This is a genomic window from Streptomyces sp. NPDC003943, assembly GCF_053605265.1.
The window spans coordinates 1-21,291 of the sequence record NZ_JBSGIW010000114.1; the positions used below are offsets into that span (position 1 = coordinate 1).

Annotated in this window: 21 protein-coding genes; 16 read left to right on the plus strand and 5 right to left on the minus strand. The window is 72.8% G+C overall.

The annotated features are described in order from the left end of the window. The 3 genes from ACWEV0_RS32070 to hutI form a co-directional block, all read left to right on the plus strand. Positions 1-1,255 (plus strand): allantoate amidohydrolase (locus ACWEV0_RS32070; protein ID WP_453153225.1); only part of this gene is annotated, 1,255 nt, incomplete at its 5' end. Further along, a complete protein-coding gene (locus ACWEV0_RS32075; protein WP_453153226.1) occupies positions 1,246-2,586 on the plus strand; it encodes a formimidoylglutamate deiminase in 1,341 nt (446 codons plus the stop codon). The genes ACWEV0_RS32070 and ACWEV0_RS32075, both read left to right, overlap by 10 nt. Before the next feature lie 11 nt (positions 2,587-2,597). After that, positions 2,598-3,845 (plus strand): imidazolonepropionase, encoded by a 1,248-nt coding sequence (gene hutI / locus ACWEV0_RS32080; RefSeq protein WP_453153227.1) that lies wholly within the window; start codon positions 2,598-2,600, stop codon positions 3,843-3,845. A 12-nt stretch (positions 3,846-3,857) separates the two neighbouring features. Here the strand turns inward: hutI and ACWEV0_RS32085 are convergent, their stop codons facing one another. Beyond that, entirely contained in the window at positions 3,858-4,202 is a 345-nt protein-coding gene (locus ACWEV0_RS32085; protein WP_453153228.1) for a hypothetical protein, read from the minus strand. 54 nt (positions 4,203-4,256) lie between these two features. Further along, on the minus strand, positions 4,257-5,111 hold the full coding sequence (locus tag ACWEV0_RS32090; protein WP_453153229.1) for an RNA polymerase sigma factor SigF: 855 nt from the start codon (positions 5,109-5,111) through the stop codon (positions 4,257-4,259). Between the two features lie 171 nt (positions 5,112-5,282). Here ACWEV0_RS32090 and ACWEV0_RS32095 point away from each other — a divergent pair, with 171 nt between their 5' ends. The 6 genes from ACWEV0_RS32095 (at position 5,283) to ACWEV0_RS32120 (ending at position 10,223) form a co-directional block, all read left to right on the plus strand. Then, positions 5,283-5,648, plus strand: coding sequence for an STAS domain-containing protein (locus ACWEV0_RS32095; RefSeq protein ID WP_453153230.1), 366 nt, complete (start codon positions 5,283-5,285; stop codon positions 5,646-5,648). 75 nt (positions 5,649-5,723) lie between these two features. Continuing rightward, positions 5,724-6,152: an ATP-binding protein gene (locus ACWEV0_RS32100; protein WP_403801374.1), complete on the plus strand. Its 429-nt coding sequence runs from the start codon at positions 5,724-5,726 to the stop codon at positions 6,150-6,152. Between the two features lie 108 nt (positions 6,153-6,260). After that, positions 6,261-6,971, plus strand: coding sequence for a peptidase (locus ACWEV0_RS32105; RefSeq protein WP_453153231.1), 711 nt, complete (start codon positions 6,261-6,263; stop codon positions 6,969-6,971). Beyond that, complete coding sequence (locus tag ACWEV0_RS32110) at positions 6,971-7,795, plus strand: COG1470 family protein (protein ID WP_453153232.1); 825 nt, start codon at positions 6,971-6,973, stop codon at positions 7,793-7,795. Before ACWEV0_RS32105 ends, ACWEV0_RS32110 begins: the two co-directional genes overlap by 1 nt. Beyond that, complete coding sequence (locus tag ACWEV0_RS32115) at positions 7,792-8,844, plus strand: hypothetical protein (RefSeq protein WP_453153233.1); 1,053 nt, start codon at positions 7,792-7,794, stop codon at positions 8,842-8,844. Before ACWEV0_RS32110 ends, ACWEV0_RS32115 begins: the two co-directional genes overlap by 4 nt. Then, entirely contained in the window at positions 8,841-10,223 is a 1,383-nt protein-coding gene (locus tag ACWEV0_RS32120; RefSeq protein WP_453153234.1) for a hypothetical protein, read from the plus strand. The genes ACWEV0_RS32115 and ACWEV0_RS32120 overlap by 4 nt, the downstream gene beginning before the upstream one ends. Before the next feature lie 117 nt (positions 10,224-10,340). On the opposite strand, the gene ACWEV0_RS32125 is transcribed toward ACWEV0_RS32120, so the two are convergent. Continuing rightward, positions 10,341-11,861 (minus strand): peptide MFS transporter, encoded by a 1,521-nt coding sequence (locus tag ACWEV0_RS32125; RefSeq protein ID WP_453153235.1) that lies wholly within the window; start codon positions 11,859-11,861, stop codon positions 10,341-10,343. 450 nt (positions 11,862-12,311) lie between these two features. Here ACWEV0_RS32125 and ACWEV0_RS32130 point away from each other — a divergent pair, with 450 nt between their 5' ends. Both ACWEV0_RS32130 and ACWEV0_RS32135 read left to right on the plus strand, forming a co-directional pair. Beyond that, complete coding sequence (locus ACWEV0_RS32130) at positions 12,312-12,989, plus strand: response regulator transcription factor (protein ID WP_453153237.1); 678 nt, start codon at positions 12,312-12,314, stop codon at positions 12,987-12,989. A 20-nt stretch (positions 12,990-13,009) separates the two neighbouring features. After that, the gene (locus ACWEV0_RS32135) at positions 13,010-14,275 is read left to right on the plus strand and encodes an ATP-binding protein (protein WP_453153239.1); all 1,266 of its coding nucleotides are present in this window, start codon (positions 13,010-13,012) and stop codon (positions 14,273-14,275) included. A 34-nt stretch (positions 14,276-14,309) separates the two neighbouring features. On the opposite strand, the gene ACWEV0_RS32140 is transcribed toward ACWEV0_RS32135, so the two are convergent. Further along, positions 14,310-14,825 (minus strand): GtrA family protein, encoded by a 516-nt coding sequence (locus ACWEV0_RS32140; protein ID WP_403801355.1) that lies wholly within the window; start codon positions 14,823-14,825, stop codon positions 14,310-14,312. Positions 14,826-15,013: 188 nt separating this feature from the next. Between ACWEV0_RS32140 and ACWEV0_RS32145 the strand changes: the two genes are divergently transcribed. The 4 genes from ACWEV0_RS32145 (at position 15,014) to ACWEV0_RS32160 (ending at position 18,971) form a co-directional block, all read left to right on the plus strand. Beyond that, positions 15,014-16,153, plus strand: a complete 1,140-nt coding sequence (locus tag ACWEV0_RS32145) for a 5-(carboxyamino)imidazole ribonucleotide synthase (protein WP_453153241.1) — start codon at positions 15,014-15,016, stop codon at positions 16,151-16,153. A 34-nt stretch (positions 16,154-16,187) separates the two neighbouring features. After that, the gene (purE, locus tag ACWEV0_RS32150) at positions 16,188-16,685 is read left to right on the plus strand and encodes a 5-(carboxyamino)imidazole ribonucleotide mutase (protein ID WP_451606624.1); all 498 of its coding nucleotides are present in this window, start codon (positions 16,188-16,190) and stop codon (positions 16,683-16,685) included. Beyond that, entirely contained in the window at positions 16,682-17,890 is a 1,209-nt protein-coding gene (locus ACWEV0_RS32155) for a dipeptidase (RefSeq protein WP_453153242.1), read from the plus strand. Before purE ends, ACWEV0_RS32155 begins: the two co-directional genes overlap by 4 nt. A 154-nt stretch (positions 17,891-18,044) precedes the next feature. Further along, positions 18,045-18,971 carry a membrane dipeptidase gene (locus ACWEV0_RS32160; protein WP_453153243.1) on the plus strand — a complete coding sequence of 309 codons (927 nt, stop codon included), beginning with the start codon at positions 18,045-18,047 and terminating at the stop codon, positions 18,969-18,971. A gap of 374 nt (positions 18,972-19,345) precedes the next feature. On the opposite strand, the gene ACWEV0_RS32165 is transcribed toward ACWEV0_RS32160, so the two are convergent. After that, positions 19,346-20,683 (minus strand): UDP-glucose dehydrogenase family protein, encoded by a 1,338-nt coding sequence (locus ACWEV0_RS32165; RefSeq protein ID WP_453153244.1) that lies wholly within the window; start codon positions 20,681-20,683, stop codon positions 19,346-19,348. 132 nt (positions 20,684-20,815) lie between these two features. Between ACWEV0_RS32165 and ACWEV0_RS32170 the strand changes: the two genes are divergently transcribed. Further along, a partial coding sequence (locus tag ACWEV0_RS32170; protein WP_453153246.1) for an acyl-CoA dehydrogenase family protein occupies positions 20,816-21,291 on the plus strand: 476 nt, incomplete at its 3' end.

The window sequence follows — 21,291 nt, forward strand, 5'->3', positions numbered from 1 at the left end:
ACCGACCGCGGCTTCACCCTCGAACTCGCCGACACCAGCGCCGTCGGCGGCGCCGGGCCCGCGGGCGCCGCCCCCCGCCCCCCCCCACGCCTCGGGCGGCTACCGCCGCTACGCCTGGACCGGCGCCGACGCCGACTGCCGGCTCTGGTTCCGGATGCAGGCGGAGGCCCGCCGCCTCGACGTCGAGACCGACCGCAACGGCAACCAGTGGGCCTGGCTCGGCGACCGCACCGCCGGTGACGCCGTCGTCACCGGCTCCCACCTGGACTCCGTGCCCGACGGCGGCGCCTTCGACGGCCCGCTCGGCGTGGTGTCCGCCTTCGCCGCGCTCGACGAACTCCGCGCCCGCGGCGTCTCCTTCAAGCGCCCCCTCGCCATCGTCAACTTCGGCGACGAGGAGGGCGCCCGCTTCGGGCTCGCCTGCGTCGGCTCCCGGCTCACCTCCGGCCAGCTGACCAAGGAGAAGGCGTTCGAGCTGCGCGACGCCGACGGCATCAGCCTGCCGCAGGCGATGGAGGCGGCGGGCTACGACCCCGAGGCCATCGGCCCGGACCAGGAGCGCCTCGCTCACATCGGCGCCTTCGTCGAGCTCCACGTCGAGCAGGGCCGCGCCCTCGACCTGTCCGGCGACCCCGTCGGCATCGCCTCCGCCATCTGGCCGCACGGCCGCTGGCGGTACGACTTCCACGGCGAGGCCAACCACGCGGGCACCACCCGGCTCGTCGACCGGCGCGACCCGATGCTCCCGTACGCCGAGACCGTCCTCTCGGCGCGCCGGGAAGCCGAACTCGCCGGCGCCGTCGCCACCTTCGGCAAGATCGCCGTCGAGCCCAACGGCGTCAACGCCATCCCGTCGCTCGTGCGCGGCTGGCTCGACGCCCGCGCCGCCGACCAGGAGTCCCTGGACACCGTCGTCGCCGGCATCGAGGCCGCGGCCCGCGAGCACGCCGTCCGGCAGGGCGTCGACCTCGCCGTCGTCCGCGAGTCCTTCACCCCGGTCGTCGAGTTCGGGCACGCCCTGCGCGAGGAGATGGCGCGGATCCTCGGCGACACGACCGGCGAGAAGGTGCCGGTCCTGGGCACGGGCGCGGGACACGACGCGGGAATCCTCTCCGCCTCCGTCCCGACCGCCATGCTGTTCGTACGCAACCCCACCGGCGTCTCGCACTCCCCGGCCGAGTTCGCCGCCGAGGACGACTGCCTGTCCGGGGTCCGCGCACTCGCCGACGTACTGGAGGGCCTGGCGTGCAGGTGACGTACTGGCTGGAGCATGCCTGGCTCGACACGAACGTCGAGCCGGGCGTGGTCCTGGACGTGTCCACACCGGACGGCCGGATCACCGCCGTACGGACCGGGGTCGAGGCCCCGCCGCCCGGCGCCGTCGTCCTGCGCGGCTTCACCGTCCCGGGCCTCGCCAACGCCCACTCGCACGCCTTCCACCGCGCGCTCAGGGGCACCGTCCAGGTCGGCTCCGGCACCTTCTGGACCTGGCGCGAGGTCATGTACACGGTCGCCCAGAAGCTCACCCCGGACAGCTACTTCGCGCTCGCCCGGGCCGTGTACGCCGAGATGGCGCTCGCCGGCATCACCTCCGTCGGTGAGTTCCACTACCTCCACCACGCGCCCGGCGGCACCCCCTACGCCGACCCCAACGCCATGGGCGAGGCCCTGATCGCGGCCGCCGCCGAGGCCGGCATCCGCATCACCCTCCTCGACACCGCCTACCTCTCCGCCGGCTTCGGCGCCGCCCCCGAGCCGCACCAGCTGCGCTTCAGCGACGGCACGGCCGACGCCTGGGCGGAGCGCGTCTCGGTGCTCAAGGAGCGCGAGGGCGTACGGATCGGCGCGGCGATCCACTCCGTGCGCGCGGTCCCGGCGGACCAGCTGGCGACCGTGGCCCAGTGGGCCGAGGCCCGCCGGGCCCCGCTCCACGTCCACCTCTCCGAGCAGACGGCGGAGAACGACGCCTGCCAGGCGGCGCACGGCCGCACCCCGACCCAGCTGCTCGCCGACCACGGCGTGCTCGGCGCGCGGACCGTGGGCGTCCACAACACCCACCTGACGGACGAGGACATCGCGCTCATCGGCGGGTCCGCCACCGGCACCTGCATGTGCCCCACCACCGAACGCGACCTCGCCGACGGCATCGGCCCCGCCGTCGCCCTCCAGCGCGCGGGCTCCCCCCTCTCGCTCGGCAGCGACAGCCACGCCGTCATCGACCTCCTGGAGGAGGCGCGGGCCATGGAGCTCGACGAACGCCTCCGGACCCGCACCCGCGGCCACTGGACCGCGGCCGCGCTGCTGCGCGCCGCGACGGCCGACGGCCACGCGGCCCTCGGCTGGGCCGACGCCGGCCGCCTGGAGGCGGGCGCGCTCGCCGACTTCACGACGATCGCGCTCGACTCCGTCAGGACAGCGGGGCCGGTGCCGCGTCTGGCAGCCGAGACGGCGGTATTCGCAGCGTCGGCCGCGGATGTGCGGCACACGATCGTGGGCGGACGCCAGGTCGTCCGGGACGGGGCGCACGTCTCCGTACCGGACGTGGCGCAGGCCCTCGCGGACTCGATCGCCGCCGTGCGCGGCTGAAGGAGCTGAACATGAACACCGGCCCCGCGGCGACGAACAGGCCGGCGGCGACCTCCGCCCCCACGAGCGCGAACAGCGCCGTGGCGACGAACGCCACGGTCGTCACCAACATCGCCAGTCTCGTCACCAACGACCCCTCCCTCGGTGATGGTTCGCCACTCGGTCTGATCCAGGACGCGGCCGTCGTCATCGAAGGCGACACCGTCGTCTGGGTCGGTGAATCAAGCAAAGCACCCGCCTCTGACAACCGCGTCGACGCCGCCGGCCGGGCCGTGATCCCCGGCTTCGTCGACTCGCACTCGCACCTCGTCTTCGCGGGCGACCGCACGGCCGAGTTCAACGCCCGGATGTCCGGCCAGCCCTACAAGGCGGGCGGCATCCGGACGACCGTCGCCGCGACCCGCGCGGCGACGGACGCCGAGCTGTCCGCCAACGTCGCCCGCTACATGTGGGAGGCCCTGCGCCAGGGCACCACCACCTTCGAGACCAAGTCCGGATACGGCCTGACCGTCGAGGACGAGGCCCGCGCGCTGCGCATCGCCGCCGAGCACACCGACGAGGTCACGTACCTCGGCGCGCACATCGTGTCGCCCGACTACGCCGACGACCCGGCCGCGTACGTGAAGCTGGTGACCGGCGAGATGCTGGACGCCTGCGCCCCGTACGCCCGTTGGGTCGACGTCTTCTGCGAGAAGGGCGCCTTCGACGGCGACCAGGCCCGCGCGATCCTCAAGGCCGGCATCGCGAAGGGCCTGCAGGCCCGCGTGCACGCCAACCAGCTCACGTACGGCCCCGGCGTGCAGCTCGCGGTCGAACTGGACGCGGCGAGCGCCGACCACTGCACCCACCTCACCGACGCCGACATCGACGCGCTCGCCCAGGGCAACACGGTCGCCACGCTGCTTCCCGGCGCCGAGTTCTCCACCCGCGCCGAGTGGCCCGACGCCCGCCGCCTGATCGACGTCGGCGTGACGGTCGCCCTCTCCACGGACTGCAACCCGGGCTCGTCCTTCACGTCCTCGATGCCCTTCTGCATCGCCCTCGCCGTCCGCGACATGCTGATGACCCCCGACGAGGCCCTCTGGTCCGCCACCGCCGGCGGCGCCGCGGCCCTCCGCCGCACCGACGTCGGCCGCCTGACCCCCGGCGCCCGCGCGGACCTCGTCGTCCTCGACGCGCCGTCCCACGTCCACCTGGCCTACCGCCCGGGCGTCCCGCTGGTCTCGGAGGTCTGGCGAAAGGGCGTGCGGGCGGCCTGAGCCGGGCCGGACTCAGGCCAGCCAGAGCGCGCCGCGGCGATGCCGGGCCGGCGGCACGTCCACCACGTCCGCCGCCTCGACCGCGAGGCCGCCGACGGAGTTCACCAGCCGCACGACGGCCCCGAGCCGCGCCCGCAGCCGCTGACGGGCGCGACGCTCCTCCGCCGCCGCCCACCGGGCGACGGAGGGGTCCTGCTGGTGGCGGGGGAAGGAGTACACCTCGACCACGCGGCGGACCGCACGGGGCACGGGCCTGCGGCCCTCGCGCGCGGCGACGGTGAGGCCGCGGGCGTCGTAGCGGAGGTCGCGGATCACGACGGCGCGCCAGGGGCGGCCGGGCCGGGCGTCGTCACTCATGCGCCGGATTCTGCACCGGCCCGACCCGTCGCCGCCCGTGAAAAACCGCGCCGGCTACTCCTCGACGGTCAGGCCCCGCCGCAGTCGCGCCAGCGTGCGCGACAGCAGGCGCGACACGTGCATCTGCGAGATGCCCAGTTCCTCGCCGATCTCCGACTGGGTGAGGCCCGCCGTGAAGCGCAGCGAGAGGATGTGGCGCTCGCGGGCCGGGAGGGAGGCGATCATCGGCTTCAGGGACTCGATGTACTCGATGCCCTCGATGCCGTGGTCCTCGTAGCCCAGGCGATCGGCCAGGGTGGCGCCGTCGGCGTCGGTGTCCTCGGGCGGGGCGTCGAGGGAGGAGGCGGTGTAGGCGTTGGCGGCGGCCATGCCCTCGACGACCTCCTCGGGGCGGATGCCGAGTTCACGGGCGAGTTCGTCGACCGTGGGGGCCCGGTCGAGGCGCTGGGCGAGTTCGTCGCCCGTCTTGGCCAGGTCGAGGCGGAGTTCCTGGAGTCTGCGCGGGACGTGCACCGACCACGAGGTGTCGCGGAAGAAGCGCTTGATCTCGCCGATGATCGTCGGCATCGCGAAGGTGGGGAACTCGACGCCGCGCGCCAGTTCGAAGCGGTCGATCGCCTTGATCAGGCCGATCGTGCCGACCTGGACGATGTCCTCCATCGGTTCGCTGCGGGTGCGGAACCGGGAGGCGGCGAACTTCACGAGCGCCAGGTTGAGTTCGATCAGGGTGTTGCGGACGTAGGCGTACTCGTGGGTGCCCTCCTCCAGGTCGCCGAGGCGGGCGAAGAGGGTCTTCGACAGGGCGCGCGCGTCGTGCGGCGCGATCTCGTCGACGGGCGGAAGCTGGGGCAGGTCCGTGAGGGCTGCGAGGTCCGGTACGTCGAGCCGGGGGGACATGGTCTCCTCCATCGTGATGTCTTGCTGCGGTTTGCGGCGCCTCCGAGGCCGGCTATGCGGAACGTGTCCTTCTAGCCCTACCCGCTCGACCACGATGGTTGCAAGTGGCAATTGTCTGGTTTGTTGCGCTTTGAGGTGGAGCTCGTGTGCACGAGCAGAGCGCCGACTTGTATGGTTCGACGCATGTACCGCCAGCACATCGGCAGCGCACCCGGGCGGTTCCGGGTCGAGGTCCGGACCGTGGGGGCGAGCGAGGTGCTCACCCCTGTGGGTGAGCTCGATCACCACACCGCCGAACTGTTGCGTGCGCCACTCGACCGGGCGCTCGACGCGGGCCGCCCACGCCTCGTACTCGACTGCTCACGGCTCGAGTTCTGCGACTCCACCGGCCTCAACGTGCTGCTGGCCGCCCGGTTGCGGGCCGAAGCCGCCGGCGGCGGGGTCCATCTGGCGGGGATGCGGCCCCAGGTCGCCAGGGTCTTCGAGATCACCGGCGCGGACGCCGTCTTCACCCTCCACGAGTCGCTGGACTCCGCCCTTCCCGGCTGAGCCCGGCCGGCCCCGGCCCCGCCCCCGTAACGCCCCGACCGTCCTCCCGACCGTCCCTGTGAGGTGAAGCGCTTGATGGAGACTGCCTCCGGCGAACCCGACGTCCGCCACCTCGTCCTCGGGTCCGCCAGCGGCACCGTGCCGCTCGCCCGCGACTTCACCCGGCAGCTGCTCCACGAGTGGGGCTGGCTGCCCGCCGCCACCGCCGATCGCCGGGCCGCCGCCGAGGACGTCCTCCTCGTCGTCTCCGAACTCGTCACCAACGCCTGCCTGCACGCCGAGGGCCCCGAGAGCCTGCGCGTGCTCCGCCTCGCCGGTGTCCTGCGCCTCGAGGTCGCCGACCGCGGCGCCGGCCAGCCCGCGCCGCGCACCCCGCACCGGGCCGGACGCCCCGGCGGCCACGGCATGTTCATCGTGCAGCGGCTCTGCCGCTCCTGGGGCATCGACCGCGTGCCCGGCGCCCCCGGCAAGACCGTGTGGGCCGAACTCGCCGCCCCCGCATAGGACTTTCACAGCCCTCTCTCTTCCCTCCACAAGGGCCCCGGCGTACCTTGACGGCCAATCTGATAGACCGTCAGTAACTCGCGGTGGAGGGTGTTCGAGGTGCCTAACGTGCCGAAGCGGAGAAGAACAGCCGGTGCGCTGACGGCGGCGGTGGCGGTGGCCGGCTCGGCCCTGCTGCTCTCGGCCCCCGCCGCGCACGCCGCCGTCGTCGACGTCGACTACGCCTGCGAGACGAAGATCGGCCCCAAGAGCGCCGTCTCGCCCGTCGACATCACGGCCGAGAAGAGCGGCAGCTCGTACACGATCACGATGTCCTTCGACAAAGGCGTCTCCGACAGCCCCGTCGAACTGCCGAAGGGCGTCATGACCCCGCGCGCCGAACTCGTCCTCGGCGGCGCCGACAGCGGCAAGGTCCAGGTCAGGGGCACGCCCAACACCGCGGCGATACCGCCCAACACCCCCATCAAGATCGGCCGGTTGACGGGTACGTACACGCCGAAGAAGAGCGGCAAGGTCACCTTCACGGCCGGGACCCTCACCGTCCACGCGCTCGGCATGGACGCCGCCGTCTGCAAGCCGACCAACAGCCCCAAGCCGTCCCTGGAGCTGGACGTCACGGCCGCCGGCGGCTCGGGCGGGTCCGACGGCGGGTCCGGCGGCGGATCATCCGGCGGCACGGACTCCGGCGGCGGCTCCGGCGGACAGCTTCCCAAGACCGGGCCGCTCGACTCCGCCGCCGCGCTCGGCACCCTCGGCGGCACCGTGCTGCTGACCGGCGCGGCCGGGGTGCTCTGGCTCACCCGGCGTACGGCGCGCTGATGCGGGCGGTACGGGCGGTACGGGCGGTACGGGCAGGGCCGGCGGTACGGGCGGTACGGGCGGGGCTCGGGGCCGTCGCGCTCCTCGGCGTGCTCGCGGCCGCCCCGCCGCCCCGCGCCGCCGGGTCCTGGACGGCGACGCCCGCCGCCGGCCGCCCGTACGTCTATCTGGAGGGCGCCGCCGGCAGCGTCCTCCAGGACACCCTGTCCGTCACGAACCGCACCTCCGCGCCGCTCACCGTACGGCTCACCGGCCAGGGCGCGCCCGTCGCCTTCGCCGCCCGCACCGTGACCGTGCCCGCCCGCACCCGCGCCGACGTGCCCTTCGCCGTCACCGTCGCCGCCGACACCCCGCCGGGGGAGCGCAGGGGCGCGGTACGGGCCGAGGCCGCCGGCCGCGCGACGGTCGTCCCGCTCCACCTCAGGGTCAGCGGGCCGCGACTCGCCGCGCTCACCGTCGAGGACGTGACGGTCGACCGGGCGCGCGGCATCCGCTACACCCTGGTCAACCGCGGCAACACCGTCCTCGCCCCGCGCCTCGCCGTGCACGCCGAAGGCGTCCTCGGCACCGTCCTCGACCGCCCCGAGCGCCCGCTCCCGCTCGTCCTGCGCCCCGGCGACCGCGCCACCCGCACCGAACCCTGGCCCGACCCGCCCGCGCTCGACTCGGTCACCGTGCGGCTGACCGCCGGCGCGCCCGAAGCGGCCCCCGCGACCGCCCGCGCGGACGCCTCCTTCGCCTCCCCGCTGGGCCTCGGCGGCGCGGCGGCCGTCCTCCTCGCGGCGGCGGGCACGGCCACGTACGCGACACGGAGGAGACGATGACGCACCTGCGTACGGCGGCGGGCGCGCTGCTCGCCGTACTGCTCCTCGCGCTGCTGCCCGGCCCGCCGGCGGCCGCCGCACCCGGTCCCACGGCCGCGCTCTCGCGGAGCGAGGGCGGCAAGGGCGGCGAGATCACCGTCAGCGGCTCCGGCTGGAAGCCCGGCGCCCTGCTGATGCTGCTGGTCTGCGGCCAGTCCGCGCCCGGCAAGGGCGTCATCGGCGGCACCAACTCCTGCGCCAACACCGACGGGCGCGCCGCCACCGTCGACGCCAAGGGCACCTTCAGCCAGAAGCTGCCGGTCGCCGAACCGCCGAGGCCCTGCCCCTGCGTGGTCCACGTCGCCGGGGTCACCGGCCAGCAGGACGCCGTGGACGTCGCCTTCACCGTCGCCGGGCACCCGACCGCCCCGCTCCCCGAGGCCACCGGCAGCGGCCGGCTCGTGCCGCTCACCTCGGCCCGGCTCGAAGGCTCCAGCGGCGTCCTCGTCTGGTTCGGCGCGCCCGCCCGCCGCGAGGTCGTCGTCACCCTCGGCAACCTCGGCCAGTCCACCGTCAGGGACCCTGTCTTCGAGGTCGGCAGCAGTCACGGGGTCTTCTCGCCGCAGTACGACGAGCGGCAGTGGCGCGGCACGATCGCACCCGGCCAGAAGGCCCTGGTGCGGCTGCCCGTCGAGCTCACCGCGGGCGCCCACGGGGACTACCAGGTCTCGGTGCGGTACGGCGGGAAGGTGCTCGTCGAACAGCCGTGGGGCGTGGGCCGGCCGTGGGGCGTGCTGTTCTTCTGGCTGCTGCTCGCGCTCGTCGTCCCGGCCGCCCTCTTCCGCATCGGCATGGCGGTCGTCGACAAGGTCAGGCCGGAGGCGGCCGGAACCCCCGCCGGACACCGGAAGCGGGCCCGCCGGGCCTCCGCGCCGAAGCACGCGCCCGCCCCCGCGCCCGGGCCCGATCCCGTACCGCCCGCGGCCCTGCCGTGGTTCACCCCCGACGCAGCACCGTCCGCACCGTCCGCACCGCCCGAGAACAGCCCGACGAGGAAGGAACTGTCGTGAGCACGCAACGGAGGACGATCGCGGCCGGGATCGCGATGATGCTCGGCGGCGCGGGGATCCTGCTGACCGCGAGTCCCGCCCTGGCCGCCGAGGTCTCGTACAAGACCGAGTGCATCCCGCCCGCCATCTCCGGCCTGCCGCCGGTGGAGGGCACCACCAAGGTGCAGATCACCGCGCCCGCGCAGGCCAAGGTCGGCGACGAGGTGGAGGTGGTCTGGAAGACGGTCGAGGCCGCCTCCAAGAACCCCGACATCCTCGACCTGGACAAGGACACCGTGAAGCCGACCGGGGTGATCAACCTCGGCGGCGCGGCGAGCGGCACGCTGGCGATGGAGGGCCCGCGGCAGAACCCGCCGATCAAGAAGAACAGCCCGATGGTCCTGCCGGACATGAAGGGCAGGCTGAAGCTGACCAAGGCGGGCGAGGTCACGCTGACACCAGACAAGTACGACATCAACGTGTCCAAGCCGATGTCGACGGACACCAAGTGCTCGCCGAAGGAGACGGTCGCGGTCGGCGCCACGATCAAGGTGACCGACGGCGGAGGTACGTCGGGCGGCGCCGCAGGCGGTACGACGGCCTCCGGTGGCGGTACGGGCGGGAGCACCGCGTCCGGCGGGTCGGCCTCAGGCGGCACGACGACCTCCGGCGGGTCGGCCTCAGGCGGCACGACGACCTCCGGCGGGTCGGCCTCCGGCGGCTCCACCGGCGGCGGGGGCGGCGGCCAGACCGACTTCCACGGCAAGCAGGTGGCGGTCACGTTCGCCTGTCAGGCGCCCGGCCCGGCCTCCATCAGCTCCAAGGTGACCATCGACGCCAAGAAGAGCGGCGGCTCCTACGCCCTCACCGTCAAGACGGCCAAGGGCGTCATGAACAGCCCCGCCGCCCTCCCCGCCGGCGCCCTCAAGCCCTCCATGGACGTGAAGCTCGGCGGCGCCGACTCCGGCTCCGTGAAGGTCACCGGGCCCGGCAACCCGGCCCCGCTGGAGGCCGGCAAGCCCGTCGACCTGCCGGACATGACGGGCACGTACAAGCCGGGCGCGAGCGGGAAGTCCACGCTGAGCCCCGGGAAGCTCACCATCAGCGTCTCGCTCGGCGGCTCGCCGATCGTGATCCCCTGCGAGGTCAAGGGCTCCGTCCAGGCGTCCCTGACCCTGGACACCAGCAAGCAGGCGGGCGGCGCCTCCGGCGGCACCGGCACCTCCGGCGGGTCCACGTCCGCCTCCGGCGGCTCGGGCGGCTCCTCCGGCGGCGGCCTCGCCGAGACCGGCGCCGGCGACGACGGCGCCCTGCGCGCCCTCGCCCTGGTGGCCGGCACGGTGATCCTGCTGGGCGGCGCGGTGTTCACGTTCACCCCGTGGGCCCGGCTGCGCCGCTAGGCGGAACGCACGGGAACGGCGAAGGCGCCGGCACGGTGAAGGCGCCGGAAACGGCGAAGGCCGCCGCACCGAACCCGGTGCGGCGGCCTTCGTACGTACGTCAGGCGGGTACGTCCGTCAGTGGACGTCGCCCATGAGCGTCTTGACCTTCTTGCGGTACATGAAGACCGCGACGGCGGCGGCGCTGGCGGCCGCGGCCTGCAGGGCGATGATGCCCGTGCCGTTCAGGTCGACGCCCGCGAGGGAGAGCAGACCCGTGGTGCAGTCACCGGCGGTGACGGCGAGGAACCAGACACCCAGCATCTGCGAGGAGTACTTCTGCGGCGCCATCTTCGTGGTGACCGAGAGGCCGACCGGCGAAAGGCACAGCTCCGCGATGGTCTGGATCATGTAGATCCCGACCAGCCACATCGGGCTGACCTTGGCGTCGCCGGTGGCCAGGCCGATCGGGGCGAGGAAGACGAAGAACGAGATGCCGATGCCCAGCAGACCCAGCGAGAACTTCACGATGGTGCTCGGCTCCTGGTTGCGGCGGGCGAGCCACAGCCACAGCCAGGCGAAGACCGGAGCCAGCGCCATGACGAAGAGCGGGTTGAGCGACTGGAACCAGGTGGCCGGGAAGCTCAGCGGGCCGATGTGGTCGCTGGTCTTGCTGTCCGCGAAGAGGGACAGGGTCGAGCCACCCTGGTCGTAGATCATCCAGAAGGCGGCGGCGGCCACGAAGAACCAGATGTAGCCGGAGACCTTCGACTGCTCGGCCTTGTCGAGCTCCTTGTCGCGCTTGATGCGCACCAGGACGGCGATCGGGATGAGCAGACCGGCCAGGGTGATCGGGACGAGGGCCCAGTTCAGGGTGTACATGCCGAGGGCGACGACGGCCGCGTAGAAGACGGCGGCGACGGCGACGACGGCGGCGACCTTGACGATGACGGCCTTGCGCTCGGCGTCGGAGAGCGGGTTCGGGACCCGGTTGCTCTTCTCGCTCAGGTGCTTGGTGCCGAGGAGGAACTGGCCCAGGCCGATCGCCATGCCGATGGCGGCGAGCAGGAAGCCGAAGTGCCAGTTGTAGCTCTCACCGACGGTGCCGATGACCAGCGGCGCGAGGAAGGCGCCGAGGTTGATGCCGATGTAGAAGAGCGTGAAGCCACCGTCACGGCGCGCGTCGTCGGGGCCGTCGTAGAGGTGGCCCACCATCGTCGAGATGTTGGCCTTCAGCAGACCGGAACCGACGGCGACGAGCGCGAGACCGGCGAAGAACGCCGCCTGGCCCGGTATCGCGAGCGCGGTGTGACCCGCCATGATCACGAAGCCGGCGATGGTGACCGTCTTGCGGGCACCCCACACACGGTCACCGAACCAGCCACCGGGCATGGCCATCAGGTAGACCATCGACACGTACACGGAGTAGATCGCCGTGGCCGTGGCGGCCGTCATGGCGAGGCCGCCGCCCTGGCTGCCCGTGGCGGCGTCGGCGCCGCCGGAGACCAGGTACAGGACGAGGAGGGCGCGCATGCCGTAGTAGGAGAAGCGCTCCCACATCTCGGTCATGAAGAGGGTGGCCAGACCACGGGGGTGGCCGAAGAACGTCTTCCCGGAACCAGAGGTTCCGGTAGAAGGCGTGGCGAGGGTGGACGCCATGTCGATCCTTGCTCTGTCGGGACGCGCGCTTCGTGAGCGGGGTGCGCCCGGTGGGGGAGGCCGGCACCGGGGAGGTGCGGTCGCACCTCCCCGGGATCCACGCCCTTGACGCGCTCTCGCGCCGTCGGACCCGGCCCACAGGTCATTCACTGTCCTCAAGACCGCCGACGGCCGTCTTGTGCAGAAAAGAGACCCTTGGCGCACCAACACGGCCAAAGGTCCCCGATTACCGCTACAGAACTCTCGCCACCATACGACACGACACTGCCCGGTATGGAAGGACTTGAGAGATGGATCACAGGCCCTGACGGAACCAACTTCGCTCTTTCGAAGGTCCCAAGCCACTTGGGCATCATGATCCATAGGGTCGCGGATGCCAGGCGCACGGCGGGGCGGCGGGGCTGTGGATCACGCCCCGGCACCGCTGCCACGCGGACTACCATCACCTTCATGACCCGTGTACTGCTCGCCGAGGACGACGCCTCCATCTCGGAACCGCTGGCCCGCGCCCTGCGGCGGGAGGGATACGAGGTCGAGGTGAGAGAGGACGGCCCGACCGCCCTCGACGCCGGACTCCAGGGCGGGGTCGACCTGGTCGTGCTGGACCTCGGTCTGCCCGGCATGGACGGCCTGGAGGTCGCCCGGCGGCTGCGCGCCGAGGGCCACACGGTGCCCATCCTGGTGCTCACCGCCCGCGCCGACGAGGTCGACACGGTCGTCGGCCTCGACGCCGGCGCCGACGACTACGTCACCAAGCCCTTCCGTCTCGCCGAGCTGCTCGCCCGCGTCCGGGCCCTGCTGCGGCGCGGCGCCACCGAGCCGGCCGCCGCGCCGACCACCCACGGCGTGCGCATCGACGTCGAGTCGCACCGCGCCTGGATGGGCGACGAGGAGCTCCAGCTCACCGCCAAGGAGTTCGACCTGCTCCGGGTCCTGGTCCGGGACGCCGGCCGGGTCGTCACCCGCGACCAGCTGATGCGCGAGGTCTGGGACACCACCTGGTGGTCCTCCACCAAGACCCTCGACATGCACATCTCCTGGCTGCGCAAGAAGCTCGGCGACGACGCGGCCAACCCGCGGTACATCGCCACCGTCCGCGGCGTGGGCTTCCGCTTCGAGAAGAACTGACGGCGAAGGTACGTTCCGGGGTGCGCCGCCGTCTGATCAACTCCACGCTCGCCGTGGTGCTCGTCGTCATCGCCGTCTTCGGCAGCGCCCTCGTCATCGTCGAGACCCGCACGATCACCGAGGGCGCCCAGGAGAGCGTGGACTCCGAGGCGCTGCGGATCGTCTCCATCGTCGACAGCCGGCTGATCGGCGGCGAGCCCGTCACCCCCGACATCCTCGCCGAGCAGAGCGGCGCCAAGCGGTACGCGCACATCAGCATCCCCGGCCGCCCGCCGATCGAGATCGGGGCCCGGCCGGGCGGCAGCGTGATCCGCGGCCGGGCCGAGGGCGAGCGCGGCGAGCAGGTGGTCGTCGAGGAGTCCCGCTCCACGATCACCTCCGAGGTCCTCAGCACCACCATGACCACCGGCGGGGTGGCGCTGCTCTGCGTCGTGGCGGCCGTGCTCCTCGCCGTACGGCAGGCCAACAAGCTGTCCTCGCCGCTCACCGACCTCGCCGAGACCGCCGAGCGGCTCGGCTCCGGCGATCCGCGGCCGCGCCACAAGCGGTACGGAGTGCCCGAGCTCGACCGGGTCGCGGACGTCCTCGACGCCTCCGCCGAGCGGATCGCGCGGATGCTCACCGCCGAGCGCCGGCTCGCCGCCGACGCCTCCCACCAGCTCCGTACGCCCCTCACCGCGCTCTCCATGCGCCTGGAGGAGGTGGCCGTCGCCGACGACCTGGAGACGGTCCGGGAGGAGGCCACGATCGCGCTCACGCAGGTCGAGCGGCTCACGGACGTGGTCGAGCGGCTGCTCACGAACTCGCGCGACCCGCGCACCGGCTCCGCGGTCGCCTTCGACCTCGACGAGGTCATCACCCAGCAGCTGGCGGAGTGGCGGCCGGCCTACCGCAGCGCGGGCCGGGCCATCGTGCACTCCGGCAAGCAGGGCATGCGGGCCGTCGGCACCCCCGGCGCGGTCGCTCAGGTCCTCGCCGCCCTCATCGAGAACTCGCTCATGCACGGCGGCGGCACGGTCGCCCTGCGCACCCGCGTCACCGGCAACCAGTCGGTGATCGAGGTGACCGACGAGGGCCCCGGCGTCCCCGCCGACCTCGGCGCGCGGATCTTCGAGCGGGCGGTCAGCGGCCGCAGCTCCACCGGGATCGGCCTGGCGGTGGCCCGCGACCTCGCCGAGGCGGACGGCGGCCGCCTGGAACTGCTCCAGCAGCAGCCGCCCGTCTTCGCGCTCTTCCTGAGCCGCGAGGTCAGGAGCCGCACGCAGCCGGAGCGCCCGGTGCGCTGATCAGGCGTTCCGGGCGCTCAGGGGAATCAGGTGCTCAGACGCGGTCGGGCTGCTTGCGCGTGGCCTGGCGCGGCGCCTGCTCCAGGAAGGACTCGGCGGTCTGCACGGCCTCCTTCGCCGGCAGGGCCTTGAAGACCCAGGTGCGGTACGACCAGAAGCGGAAGAGCGTCGCGACGCCGATGCCGGAGAACTTGAAGAAGTTGCTCTGCAGCGGGGTGTCCCAGCCGAAGCCGTACGTCGCCACGAACAGCACGCCGTTCTCGATGACCATGCCGACGACGCTGAACAGCAGGAAGAGGATCAGTTCCTTCGTACGGCCGGACTTGTCGCGGTCGCGGTACGTGAAGTAGCGGAACCCCACGTAGTTGAAGAGGATCGCCACGATCGTGGCGATGATGCTCGCCCGTACCACCGGAAGCCCGGTGAGGTGGCGGACCAGGTTGAAGACGACCAGGTTCACGAGGACGCCGAGTCCGCCGACGACCCCGAACTTGGCGACTTCGCGGACGAGCCGGTCCACTCGCATGCGCAGCGCGCCGGGTTCACTCATCGTGATGGCTCTGTCCTGTTCGTTGACCCCTCGACGCCGGACGGCGTCAACCAAGCCATGCTAACCACGCCTCCCCCCTACCGCCCGGGAAGGCCGCGTTCCGTGCGCGTTCCGTAGGCGACCCCACCCGACCTGTGACAAAACACAGCCGGACGAGGGTCCGCCACTTGTGCGGATACCCTAAGAGGGTGACGTTCCCGGTAGTCGGCATGGTCGGCGGCGGTCAGCTCGCTCGTATGACACACGAGGCTGGCATCCCGCTCGGCATCAAGTTCAAGCTCCTCAGTGACACCCCGCAGGACTCGGCGGCCCAGGTGGTCAGCGATGTCGTCATCGGCGACTATCGCGACCTGGAAACGCTGCGTGACTTCGCGCGCGGTTGTGACGTGATCACCTTCGACCACGAGCACGTGCCCGCAGAGCACCTCGCGGCCCTGGAGGCGGACGGCGTGGTCGTCCGGCCCGGCCGCGCGGCCCTCGCGCACGCCCAGGACAAGGGGGTGATGCGGGCGAAGCTCGACGAGATCGGCGCGCCCAGCCCGCGGCACCGCATCGTGGCCGACCCGGCCGACGCGGCGGTCTTCGCCGCCGAGGGCGGTGGCTTCCCGATCATCCTCAAGACCGTCCGCGGCGGCTACGACGGCAAGGGCGTCTGGTTCGTCCGGTCGGAGGCCGACGCCCACGACGCCTTCAAGGCCGGTGTGGCCGTGCTCGCCGAGGAGAAGGTCGACTTCACCCGCGAGCTGGCGGCGAACATCGTCCGTTCGCCGCACGGCCAGGCCGTGGCGTACCCGGTCGTCGAGTCCCGTCAGGTCGACGGCGTCTGCGACACCGTGATCGCGCCCGCGCCCGAGCTCTCCGACGAGCTGGCCGGGCAGGCCCAGGAGCTGGCGCTGCGCATCGCCAAGGAGCTCGACGTCGTCGGCCACCTGGCCGTCGAGCTGTTCGAGACCCGCGACGGCCGCATCCTCGTCAACGAGCTCGCCATGCGCCCGCACAACTCCGGTCACTGGAGCCAGGACGGCGCGGTGACCTCGCAGTTCGCCAACCACGTCCGGGCCGTCCTGGACCTTCCGCTGGGCGATCCGCGCCCGCGCGCGAAGTGGACCGTGATGTGCAACGTCCTCGGCGGCGACTTCCCGGACATGTACTCCGCGTATCTGCACTGCATGGCCCGCGACCCGCAGCTCAAGATCCACATGTACGGCAAGGACGTGAAGCCCGGCCGTAAGGTCGGTCATGTCAACACCTACGGCGACGACCTGGACGAGGTGCTGGAGCGCGCCCGCCACGCCGCCGACTACCTGCGAGGGACGATCGTTGAGTAACCCGGCTGCCGGCAACCCGCTCATCGGCATCGCGATGGGATCCGACTCGGACTGGACCGTCATGGAGGCCGCCGCACAGGCCCTCGACGAGTTCGAGATCCCGTACGAGGTGAACGTGCTCTCCGCGCACCGCATGCCGCGCGAGATGATCACGTACGGCGAGGAGGCCGCCGAGCGCGGCCTCAAGGCGATCATCGCGGGCGCCGGCGGCGCGGCCCATCTGCCGGGCATGCTCGCCTCGGTCACGCCGCTGCCCGTCATCGGCGTGCCGGTGCCGCTGAAGTACCTCGACGGCATGGACTCGCTGCTCTCGATCGTGCAGATGCCGGCCGGCGTCCCCGTCGCCACCGTCTCGGTCGCCGGCGCCCGCAACGCGGGTCTGCTCGCCGCCCGGATGCTCGCCGCGCACGACTCCGAGCTGCTCGCCCGGATGAAGGAGTTCCAGCAGGAGCTCAACGACCAGGCGACGGAGAAGGGCAAGCGGCTGCGGCAGAAGGTCGAGGGCTCGGCCTCCTTCGGGTTCGCCCAGTGAGCGGCGCCGGCGAGACCGCCGCCGACCGGCTCGCCGAGGCCAGGGATCTCCTGGCCGCGGCCCCCGTCGTCGACGGGCACAACGACCTGCCCTGGGCGCTGCGCGAGCACTGCGGCTACGACCTCGACAGGCTCGACATCGCCGGCGACCAGTCGGGCGCCCTGCACACCGACCTCGCCCGGCTGCGGGCCGGCGGCGTCGGTGCCCAGTTCTGGTCCGTGTACGTGCCCGGCGGACTCGCCGGCGACCACGCCGTGAGCGCCACCCTGGAGCAGATCGACGCCGTCGACCTGCTCCTCGCCCGGTACGGGGCCGACCTCGCGCCCGCGCTGACCGCCGACGACATGGAGACGGCCCGCGCGGAGGGCCGGATCGCCTCCCTCAAGGGTGCCGAGGGCGGCCACTCCATCAACAACTCGCTGGCCACCCTGCGCGCCCTGCACGCCCTGGGCGTGCGGTACATGACGCTCACCCACAACGAGAACAACGACTGGGCGGACTCGGCCACCGACGAACCGCGGCACGGCGGGCTCACCGCCTTCGGCCGCGAGGTCGTCCGCGAGATGAACCGCACCGGCATGCTCGTCGACCTCTCGCACGTCGCCGCGACGACGATGCGGGACGCGCTCGACACCACCGCGGCGCCGGTGATCTTCTCGCACTCCTCGTCCCGCGCGGTCTGCCCCCACCCGCGCAACATCCCGGACGACGTCCTGGAGCGGCTGCCGGCCAACGGCGGCGTGGCGATGGCGACCTTCGTGCCGAAGTTCATCCTGCCGGCGGCGGTCGAGTGGACGAACCGGGCCGACGAGAACCTGCGCGCGCACGGCTTCCACCACCTCGACACCACCGCGCCGGCGATGGCGCTGCACCGCGCCTTCGAGGCGGAGAACCCGCGCCCGATCGCGACCGCCGCCACGGTCGCCGACCACCTCGACCACATGCGCGAGGTCGCCGGCATCGACCACATCGGCATCGGCGGCGACTACGACGGCACGGCGTTCACCCCGTCGGGCCTCGACGACGTGGCCGGCTACCCGAACCTGATCGCCGAGCTGCTCGTCCGCGGCTGGTCGCACGCGGACCTGGCGAAGCTGACGTGGTCGAACGCGGTACGGGTGCTGCGCGACGCGGAGGCGGTGGCGCGGGAGGAGCGGGCGCTGCGGGCCCCGTCAGTGGCGACGCTCAAGTCCCTTTCCAGCTGAGCGAACTGACCTGCCGTCACCGAGGGCCCCGGTTCCGCCGGGGCCCTCGGTGCATCCCCCGGACATCCCCCGGACGGCTCAGTCCGCCGCGCCGCGACCGGACGCCGGTGGGACGGTTGGCGTACTGCCTCAGTAGTACGGAGTTGAGTCCCCCATGGCAGATCTGCTCGACGATCCCACCACCATGACCTTCGGTGTCGCCCACGCCGACGGCGCCGGCGACGCCGACACCCCCGAACATCCCCGGCCCCTCGACGAGTCCACCCGCGCCCGCGCCCTGCTCGCGGCGCAGCCGGTCGTCGAGGGGCACACGGAACCGCCCCTCGTGGCCGACCCCGACCCGGAGGACCTGCCACCGGCACGGGCCGCCGAGGCGGGCGCCCAGCTCTGGTCGCTGCGCGTCGACGCCGACGAGGGCGTGCTCGGCACGCTGCGCCGCATCGACGCGGTCCGCGCGCTCGTTGCGGCCTGTCCCGAGGACCTGCGCCTCGCGTACAGCACCGCCGAGATGGAGCACGCCCGCAACTGCGGCCGCGTCGCCGTCCTGCTCGGACCGGTGAGCTGGGCCGCGGTCGGCGGCTCGCTCGCGACCCTCCGGGCGTATCACGCGCTCGGGGTACGGGTGGTCAACCTGACCCGCTACGACCGCTTCGCGCGCGAGGCGGTACGCGAGATGAACCGGCTCGGCCTCACCGTGGACCTCACGGACGCCGACCCCGACACCGTCCGCCAGACCCTCGCGGTCAGCCGCGCCCCGGTCCTGATGACCCGCGCGGCACCGGACGCCGTGCCCGACGACGTCCTGCGCCTGCTCGGCGAATACGACGGCGTCTGCATGGCCCCGGTCACCCCGGACGAGTCCGCCACGGCCGACACCCTCGACCGCGTCCGCACCCTCGCGGGCCCGCGCGCCGTAGCCCTCTCCCACGCCACGCCCCCCACCACCGGCTACGCCCCCCTCTTCACGGAACTGCTGCGGCGCGCCTGGCCGGCCCAGGACCTGGTAGCGCTGTCCCACGGCAACGCGACGCGAGTCCTAAGGGAAACGGAGTTCCGAGCAAGGGCGTCGCGCTTGCGGTGACCTCCCCCGTGTGGGCAATCGTCCCTCCCCCAGACTTCGTCCGGGGGGACCCCCAGGCGCGGGGCGGGTGGGCACACGGGACGGCGCGCTCGGCGGCGCCTCCGCCCCTTGCGCCTGGACCCGCACCGCGACCGCGTCGCCGTCGTGCCGGGCGTCAACGCGCGAGGAGCCTGGGCCCGGCAAGGGGCGTCGTCCCGTTGTGCCCACCCGTCCCGCCCTGCGGGACGATTGCCCACAACGGGGGGCGGGTGAGGGCGCTGTCCCAGCGGGCGCAGCCCACAACGGCGGCGGGCAAGGGGGGCCGCCTGGAGGGCGCCGCCTACGCGGGGCGGCCCGGACGGGGCGGAGGCGCCGTCAAGGGCGCCGCTCGCGGGTCAGGCTCGTGGGCGGCCCATCGCGCGGTACGTCCAGCCCGCCTCGCGCCACCGCGCCGCGTCCAGCGCGTTGCGGCCGTCGAGGATGACGGGGGAGGAGACGACCGCGGCCAGCGCCGCCGGGTCGAGGGCGTCGCGGAACTCGCGCCATTCGGTGAGGTGGAGCACGACGTCGGCGCCGCGCACCGCGTCGAGCGCCGAGTCCGCGTAGCCGAGCGTCGGGAAGAGGCGCCGCGCGTTGGGCATGCCCTTGGGGTCGTAGACGGTGACCTGGCCGCCCTGGAGGTGGATCTGGCCGGCGACGTTGAGCGCCGGCGAGTCCCGTACGTCGTCCGAGTCCGGCTTGAAGGTCGCGCCGAGGACGGCGACCCGCTTCCCGAGGAAGCCGCCGCCGAGCGCCTCGCGGGCCATCTCGACCATCGACGCGCGGCGCCGCATGTTGATGGAGTCGATCTCGCGGAGGAAGGTCAGCGCCTGGTCGGCGCCCAGTTCGCCGGCCCGGGCCATGAAGGCCCGGATGTCCTTGGGCAGGCAGCCGCCGCCGAAGCCGATCCCGGCCCGCAGGAACTTGTTGCCGATCCGCTCGTCGTGCCCGATCGCCTCGGCCAGCTTGGCGACGTCGCCGCCGGCGGCCTCGCAGACCTCCGCCATCGCGTTGATGAAGGAGATCTTCGTGGCGAGGAAGGAGTTCGCGGAGGTCTTCACGAGTTCGGCGGTCGGGTAGTCCGTCACCACGAAGGGCGAGCCCTCCGCGATCGGCACCGCGTACACCTCGCGCAGGACCTTCTCGTACCGCTCGCCGTCCGCGCCCTCGGGCACGCCGACCACGACCCGGTCCGGGTGCAGGGTGTCCTGCACGGCGAAGCCCTCGCGCAGGAACTCCGGGTTCCAGGCGAGCCCCACGCCCTCGGGCAGCAGCGCGGCGAGCCGCTGCGCCGAGCCGACCGGCACGGTCGACTTGCCGACGACCAGGGATCCTTCGCGCACGACACCGGCGAGGGACGTGAAGGCGGCGTCCACGTAGGACATGTCGCACGCGTACTCGCCGTGCTTCTGCGGAGTGTTCACGCAGACGAAGTGGACGTCGCCGAAGGCGCCGGCCTCCTCCCAGGAGGTCGTGAAGCGCAGTCGCCCGCTGGACCCCTCGAGCCCGGCGACGTGCCGCGCGAGCAGCTCCTCCAGGCCGGGCTCGTACATCGGGACGCGCCCGCCCGCGAGCATCTCGATCTTCTCGGGGACGACGTCGAGGCCGAGCACCTCGAAGCCGAGCTCCGCCATGGCCGCGGCGTGGGTGGCGCCGAGGTAGCCGGTGCCGATCACGGTGATCTTGAGGGCCATGCGGTCTCCAGTGAGGAGTCGAGGTCGGGCGGAATGCCTGCCCGAGCATAGTCGGGGCCTGGCTCCGCGCCCGGTCTCGCCCTACCATTTGGGTTACTTAACGGTAGTTAGCAAGCGTGGGAGTGAATGAGCGTGAGCGGTTCCGCCGATTTCGACCTGTATCGCCTGTCGGAGGAGCACGAGATGCTCCGGGAGACGGTCCGCTCGCTGGCGGAGGCGAAGATCACGCCGTTCGCCGCCGCGGTCGACGAGGAGGCCCGGTTCCCCCAGGAGGCCCTGGACGCGCTGGTCGCGGCCGACCTGCACGCCGTGCACGTGCCCGAGACCTACGGCGGCGCGGGCGCCGACGCGCTGGCCACCGTGCTGGTGATCGAGGAGGTCGCCCGCGCCTGCGTCTCCTCCTCCCTCATCCCGGCCGTGAACAAGCTGGGCTCGCTGCCGGTGATCCTGTCCGGCTCGGAGGAGCTCAAGCACAAGTACCTCGGCCCGCTCGCCAAGGGCGACGCGATGTTCTCCTACTGCCTGTCCGAGCCCGACGCCGGCTCGGACGCGGCCGGCATGAAGACCCGCGCGGTGCGCGACGGCGACTTCTGGATCCTCAACGGCGT